Source organism: Mycobacterium sp. TH-M15 (genome assembly GCF_057473705.1).
Genome location: NZ_JBYCLB010000704.1, coordinates 1 through 5,980, shown reverse-complemented (window position 1 = coordinate 5,980; position 5,980 = coordinate 1). Strand labels below are relative to the sequence as shown.

The window sequence follows — 5,980 nt, the reverse complement described above, 5'->3', positions numbered from 1 at the left end:
ACCGTCGAGGCGTTCGCCGCCGGCGAGCCGTTCGACGCGGTGGTCTGCTCGCTGGTGCTCTGCTCGGTCGAGAAACCCGAAGACGTGCTGCGTCAACTGTATTCGGTGCTGCGGCCCGGCGGTGAGCTGCGCTACTTCGAGCACATCGCCAGCGCCGGGGCGCGCGGCGGTCTGCAGCGGGTGGTGGATGCGACGTTCTGGCCCAGGCTGTTCGGCAACTGCCACACCCACCGGGACACCGAGCAGCTGATCTCTGGCGCCGGCTTTGCCACCCAGGCATCCCGGCGCGGCCACCAGTTCCCGGCCTGGGCGCCGGTGCCGGTCTCGGAGTTCGCACTGGGGCGGGCGCAGCGCCCGGCCTGATCCGGCCGCGTCAGCCCAGCAGCGCGGGAAGCCGTTTCAGCAGACCCGGCAGCGCCCGGCTCGCGGTGTCGCGCACGGTGATCGTCGCGCTGTCGGAGAGCGGCGTCGGCTCCGGGTTCACCTCGACGACGGTGATCCCGCGGGCCAGGGCCAGCTCGGGCAGCCCGGCCGCCGGGTAGACGATCGAGGACGTGCCGACCACGATCAGCACGTCGGCGGCCTCGGTCGCCCGGAGCGCGCTGCGCCACGCCCCCTGCGGCAGCTCTTCGCCGAACCAGACGATGGCCGGGCGGATCAGCCCGCCGCAGGCACACACCGGCGGCTCCACCTCCAGCGCCGGCTCCGGCATGTCGGGCAGCGCGCCGGTGTAGGGCCGGCCGCACGCCGCGCAGTGAAACTCGAAGAGGCTGCCGTGCAGGTGGTGAACGCAGCTGCTGCCGGCCCGTTCATGCAGGTCATCGACGTTCTGGGTGATGACGCTGACGTGGGCGTCGGCTTGCCAGGCGGCCACCGCCCGGTGGCCGTCGTTGGGTTCGACGCGGCTGACCAGATAATGCCGCCACAGGTACCAGCCCCAGACCCGCTCCGGGTGCTGCTCCCAGCCCTGCGCGCTCGACAGCTCGTACGGGTCGAACCGGGCCCACAGCCCGTTCTTGTCGTCACGAAACGTCGGGACACCGCTCTCGGCGGAGATCCCAGCGCCGCTGAGCACCGCTACCCGCACACCGACCAAGATAGCCGCCGGGCCGGCCGCGGGAGATACTGGCCCGATGGATCTGGTGGAGCTGCTGCGCATCGACACGCGCCCCGGCAAGCCGCTCTTCGATCAGCTCAAAGCCCAGGTGATCGACGCGGTGCGGGCCGGACGGCTGCCGGCCGGCAGCAAGCTGCCGACGGTGCGCGAGCTGGCCGGCCGGCTGAACCTGGCGGTCAACACCGTCGCCCGCGCGTATCGCGAACTGGAGGCCGCCGGCATCGTCGAAACCCGGCGGCGGCTGGGGACATTCGTCGCCGGAACCGATCCGACCGACGCGACGATGGTGGTCGCCGCCCGCTCCTACGCGACGGCGGCCCGCAGCCTGGGGCTGGGCAAGGGCGAGGCGCTGCGCTATCTGGAAGCCGTGTTCGACGACTGAGGCTGGCCGTGGCTCAGCCGAACTCCAGTAGGGTCAGCGTCGGGCGCAGCCGGTCCAGCGCGCGCAGCCGGTGAACGGCCGACAGCACGGTGTCGAAGATCGGCCCGCGGCCCGGCGGCAGTTGCAGGTCGCGCACCGCGCGGACGCCGGGGACGGTGTTCACCAGTGCGGCGGCCTGGTCCACCGACAGGCTGAACGGCATCGGCGGCACCTTGTAGCGCAGCGAGGTGCGCAGGCCGCGCCGGGTCAGCATCGAGAACCAGGACGGCGGCAGGTCGAAGAGCATCTGCCCGCCGGGAAACCGGTTGGCGCAGGCGATGATCAACCGCATCGCCTCGTCGGGCTGCAGATACATCAGGATGCCCTCGGCGGTGACGAAGACCCCGTCGGACGCATCGACCCGGTCCATCCAGCTGTAGTCCAGCGCCGACTGGGCACACATCGAGATCCGCGGATCGGCCGGCAGCAGCTTCTGCCGGATGTCGACGACCGGGGGCAGATCAACCGTCAGCCAGCGAAACTCGGCGTCCGGGACGGTCGCGTTCAGCCGCCAGAAGCTGGTCTGCATCCCCTCGGCCAGCGCCACCACGGTGGCCGAGGGGTGCTGCCGCAGATACGCCCGGGTGTGCGTGTCGAAGGCGAGCGCCCGCAGTGCGATGTCCTGGCGGGTCGGTCCGAACTTGGCGAAGTCGAAGTCGATCGAGTCGACCAGGTCGACGGCCGCCGGGTCGTCGATGATCCCGTCCGGCCGGCGGGCCTCCCGGGCCCGCGCGTACAGGGTGAGAAGCGAGGTCTCCGAGACGCCGGTGAGGGTGACCTTTTCTCTGATGCTTCGTGGCTGGCTCATCGGGGTAAACCCTACCGGTCGGCGTTCAGCGCAGGACCTTGCCCAGGGTCCGCAGATTGCGGGTGGTGGTCGACGACTTGTACCGCTTGGTGCCCATGGTTTTGCCCACGGTGCTGTCCAAGGTGCTGCCTTTCGGCACCTGCCAGTAGATGACACCGTCACCGGGGGCGATCCGTTCATCGGCGGTGACGGCGCCGACGGCCAGCGTGGACAGCTCGTCGAAGACGTCAACATCGGCAACGAATGTGACGTAGGAGTGCAACCCGGCCAGTTCCGGATCGAAGGGACAGGCCTCGACGATGGCGCGCACCGTGTCGGTGTCATAGACCAACACCCAGGCGTCGTAATCGAAACGCTCGCGCAACGCGGCTTCGGCCGCGAGGCGTACCGTCGCGGCGTCGCCCGGCGATTCGAGCAGTACGTTGCCGCTGGCCAGCACCGTCCGGACCTCGGCGAACCCGGCATCGGCGAGTGCGGCCGCCACGTCGGCCATCTTGAGGCTGACGCCACCGACGTTGGCACCGCGCAGGAATGCCGCGTACCGGGCCATCGCGCCATGCTAACCGGGGTCCGGTCGGTACGCTCTCGGCATGGGACGTCAGGTTTTCGACGACAAGCTGCTCGCGTTGATCAACGACAATTCGATCGGCGTGCTGGCCACCATCAAACGTGACGGACGCCCGCAGCTCTCCAACGTCAGCTACCACTTCGATCCGCACAACCTGCGGATTCAGGCGTCGATCACCGAACCGCGGGCCAAGACCCGCAACCTGCGGCGGGATCCGCGGGCGTCACTGCTGGTCAGCTCCGACGACGGCTGGTCCTATGCGGTCGCCGAGGGCACCGCGGAGCTGACCGCTCCGGCGAGCGCGCCGGACGACGACACGGTGGAGGCGCTGATCGCGTTGTACCGCAACATCGCCGGTGAGCATCCGGACTGGGACGAGTACCGCCAGGCCATGGTCACCGACCGGCGGGTGGTGCTGACCCTGCCGATCTTGCATCTGTACGGGATGCCTCCCGGGCTGCGCTGAGTCGCCGAGCAGCCGGCTCGTTCCCGCGCTACGCTCACCGGGTGGCCAAACACGACCCCCGCCGGGATTCCGCCGCCGAGGACGCCGAGGACGAGACCAGGCGCCGATTCCGGGAAGCGCTGGACCGCAAGAACGCGAAGCGGTCGGGCGGATCCAGCCACCAGGACACCGGCGGCAAGCGCTCGCCGGCGCACGGGCCGATTCAGCAGCGTCAGGAATTCCGCCGCAAGAGCGGATAGGCACCGGCCGCTTCGGCGGTGGCCAGCGCCCGCGCCCCGGCCAGGGCGGCCACCATCACCGCACCGCCAGATGAAGACGCCACCGCCGCGGACCATCGACGTCGCCATCACCGTGTGGCCGGCCACCACGCCGACCAGCGAGACGATCCGGATGACGTCGATGACGCGGTCGCGGTCCAGCGGCGTCTGCGCGGCGACGGCGGTGGCCGTGGGGAAGCTGAGCAGTTGCGTCATGGCAGAAAAGCTAACCCGGGAACCGGTGAGTAGTTTCCCCTGATTTTCCCGCGGTGGCTGCGCAGACCCGGCACCCGGTTCGCTGGGTCCCGGGCCGGTCTGAGAGCGGTCGCGCACCGTCGGATCTGGCTCTACTATCGGTGCATCAGTGGATACCGTTCCAGCTGGGAGGCCAAATGGTGATTTCACCGCGATCGGCATGGATCGCAGCCGCGGCGGTGCTCATCGGTGCGCCGATGCTCACCGGTATCGGCGCGGCCGAAGCGGCGCCCGCTCCGGCGATGGCAGCTCCCGCGGCGATGCCGGCCAGTGGTGGTTGGGGCCACGGCGGCGGTTTTGGTCACGGCGGCGGTTTTGGTCACGGCGGCTGGGGCCACGGTGGCTTGATCAACGGCGGTCGGATCAACGGCTTTGTCCACAGCGGCGGCCGGGGTGGTTGGTAGAGCGCGACCGAAGGGGATTCACCGCTTAGCGTGGGCGATGATCTCTTCCGGTGTGCCGCATGCGTCTGGCGTCGGCAATCAGTTGTATCCGAACGGGTTGTGGTTCTGGCCCGGTAGGTACTGTGGGCAGTTCTGCTGGATCTCGGCGTTGACCCGGCCCTCGACCTCCAGCGGCGAAGACGACCGGCCGATCTTCGGGTCGGAGAACGGGCCGTAGATCGAGCCGCCATTCGCCAACTGCTCACAGACCGACGGCCCGTACGGGTCGGCCGAGGCGACGGGCATCGGCGCCCCCGCCACCCCCAGGCCCGCCAACGCGAACGTGAACACTGCCACCACTGTCTTGACGATCATCCTTCGACCTCCTGGTATATCCCGCACCGGTATATCCCACACCGTAGGCCGGGGGTACGACACATCCAGGGCCGCCGGCACCACCGCGCGGTCCTAGACTGATCCCGTGTCGAAGCTGCAGCTCGCCCAGGATCCGGTCGCCGATGCGCTGCTGGACGCCAACCCGTTCGCACTGCTGGTCGGGATGCTGCTGGACCAACAGGTGCCGATGGAGACGGCATTCGCCGGGCCGAAGAAGATCGCCGACCGGATCGGCGGCCTGGACGCGGCCGAGATCGCCGGCTACGACCCGGAGAAGTTCGCCGCGGTCTGCGCGGAGAAGCCTGCGGTGCACCGCTTTCCGGGCGCGATGGCGGCGCGGATCCAGACCCTGGCGCAGCTGGTGGTGGATGACTACGACGGCGACGCGACCGGGCTGTGGACCGCCGGCGACCCGGACGGCGCCGAGCTGCTCCGCCGGCTGAAGGGCCTGCCCGGCTTCGGTGAGCAGAAGGCGCGGATCTTCCTGGCCCTGCTCGGCAAGCAGTACAACGTGACCCCGGCGGGTTGGCGGGCCGCGGCCGGCGAGTACGGCACAGCGGGGAGTTATCTGTCGGTCGCCGACATCGTCGACGCCGGCTCGCTGGATCGGGTCCGCGACTACAAGAAACAGCTCAAGGCGGCCAAAAAGGCGAAGGCTCGGGATACATGAGGCTCGGGATACATGAGGGGGGCGCGACGTGAAGAAGACCCACCTGGTCTGCCCGTGCGGCGAGGCGATCGTCGGCAAAGACGAGGACGAGTTGGTCGAGCTGGCGCAGAAACACCTGGCAGACGTGCATCCCGGTCGGGAGTACGACCGGGACGCCATCTTGATGATGGCCTACTGAGCCGGGGTCGTTCGCCCGGGCGGGTGTCAGGGCACCACCGTGGAGCCGATCGTCGGCAGGAAGTTGCACTGCTTCTCGACGGTGCTGACCTGCCCGAAGATCGTCGACATGATGCTGCCGGAGCCGGTGTCGACGATCGCGGTGAGCGTCGTCGGACCCTCGCCGTTGATGTCGGTGCGCGGGGTGAGGGTGGCGGTGCCGGACTTGCCGGTGGTCAGGTTCACCCAGGTGACGTTCAGCGGCAGCTTCTGCACCGCGGCCGGCCCGGAGGTGCCGACCGCGGTGAACACGTAGGCGGTCTGGCCGGCTTTCGGGCCGGGAGTCGGAATCGTCGCCGGGCCGGCCACCGAGAGCGCCGAGGCGATCGAGTTGCCGCCGTCGGCCAGGCAGTTCTGCCCGATCGACGGGTACATGAAGTCCTGGGTGGGTGGGCTGTCCGGCCCGAACCCGCCCCCGGGGTT

Annotated in this window: 12 protein-coding genes and 1 pseudogene; 7 read left to right on the top strand and 6 right to left on the bottom strand. The window is 69.5% G+C overall.

Translation table 11 applies throughout. From position 1 onward, the window contains the following. On the top strand, positions 1-363 hold a 363-nt coding region (locus tag AC2VNT_RS17370; protein WP_486948035.1), incomplete at its 5' end, for a class I SAM-dependent methyltransferase. 10 nt (positions 364-373) lie between these two features. On the opposite strand, the gene AC2VNT_RS17365 is transcribed toward AC2VNT_RS17370, so the two are convergent. Continuing rightward, positions 374-1,087 carry an NAD-dependent deacylase gene (locus AC2VNT_RS17365; RefSeq protein ID WP_486948034.1) on the bottom strand — a complete coding sequence of 238 codons (714 nt, stop codon included), beginning with the start codon at positions 1,085-1,087 and terminating at the stop codon, positions 374-376. 46 nt (positions 1,088-1,133) lie between these two features. Between AC2VNT_RS17365 and AC2VNT_RS17360 the strand changes: the two genes are divergently transcribed. Next, positions 1,134-1,499, top strand: a complete 366-nt coding sequence (locus AC2VNT_RS17360; RefSeq protein WP_486948033.1) for an Rv1152 family transcriptional regulator — start codon at positions 1,134-1,136, stop codon at positions 1,497-1,499. A gap of 13 nt (positions 1,500-1,512) precedes the next feature. On the opposite strand, the gene AC2VNT_RS17355 is transcribed toward AC2VNT_RS17360, so the two are convergent. Further along, complete coding sequence (locus tag AC2VNT_RS17355; protein ID WP_486948032.1) at positions 1,513-2,346, bottom strand: class I SAM-dependent methyltransferase; 834 nt, start codon at positions 2,344-2,346, stop codon at positions 1,513-1,515. Positions 2,347-2,371: 25 nt separating this feature from the next. Next, positions 2,372-2,896, bottom strand: coding sequence for a DUF1697 domain-containing protein (locus AC2VNT_RS17350; protein ID WP_486948031.1), 525 nt, complete (start codon positions 2,894-2,896; stop codon positions 2,372-2,374). A gap of 40 nt (positions 2,897-2,936) precedes the next feature. On the opposite strand from AC2VNT_RS17350, the gene AC2VNT_RS17345 reads away from it, so the two are divergent. Together AC2VNT_RS17345 and AC2VNT_RS17340 are read left to right on the top strand one after the other, a co-directional pair. Next, the gene (locus AC2VNT_RS17345) at positions 2,937-3,380 is read left to right on the top strand and encodes a PPOX class F420-dependent oxidoreductase (RefSeq protein ID WP_486948030.1); all 444 of its coding nucleotides are present in this window, start codon (positions 2,937-2,939) and stop codon (positions 3,378-3,380) included. A 41-nt stretch (positions 3,381-3,421) separates the two neighbouring features. Continuing rightward, a complete protein-coding gene (locus tag AC2VNT_RS17340; protein ID WP_486948029.1) occupies positions 3,422-3,619 on the top strand; it encodes a DUF5302 domain-containing protein in 198 nt (65 codons plus the stop codon). A gap of 66 nt (positions 3,620-3,685) precedes the next feature. Here the strand turns inward: AC2VNT_RS17340 and AC2VNT_RS17335 are convergent. After that, positions 3,686-3,853, bottom strand: a pseudogene (locus AC2VNT_RS17335) (acyltransferase family protein); the annotation flags it as partial. A gap of 53 nt (positions 3,854-3,906) precedes the next feature. Between AC2VNT_RS17335 and AC2VNT_RS17330 the strand changes: the two are divergent. Further along, complete coding sequence (locus AC2VNT_RS17330; protein ID WP_486948028.1) at positions 3,907-4,296, top strand: hypothetical protein; 390 nt, start codon at positions 3,907-3,909, stop codon at positions 4,294-4,296. Between the two features lie 78 nt (positions 4,297-4,374). On the opposite strand, the gene AC2VNT_RS17325 is transcribed toward AC2VNT_RS17330, so the two are convergent. Then, entirely contained in the window at positions 4,375-4,650 is a 276-nt protein-coding gene (locus AC2VNT_RS17325) for a hypothetical protein (RefSeq protein WP_486948027.1), read from the bottom strand. A gap of 106 nt (positions 4,651-4,756) precedes the next feature. Here AC2VNT_RS17325 and AC2VNT_RS17320 point away from each other — a divergent pair, with 106 nt between their 5' ends. Both AC2VNT_RS17320 and AC2VNT_RS17315 read left to right on the top strand, forming a co-directional pair. After that, the gene (locus tag AC2VNT_RS17320) at positions 4,757-5,341 is read left to right on the top strand and encodes an HhH-GPD-type base excision DNA repair protein (RefSeq protein ID WP_486948026.1); all 585 of its coding nucleotides are present in this window, start codon (positions 4,757-4,759) and stop codon (positions 5,339-5,341) included. A 28-nt stretch (positions 5,342-5,369) separates the two neighbouring features. Then, entirely contained in the window at positions 5,370-5,519 is a 150-nt protein-coding gene (locus tag AC2VNT_RS17315) for a DUF1059 domain-containing protein (protein WP_486948025.1), read from the top strand. Between the two features lie 26 nt (positions 5,520-5,545). Here AC2VNT_RS17315 and AC2VNT_RS17310 read toward each other — a convergent pair. Further along, positions 5,546-5,980: Rv1157c family protein (locus AC2VNT_RS17310; protein ID WP_486948024.1), on the bottom strand; the 435-nt coding region annotated here is incomplete at its 5' end.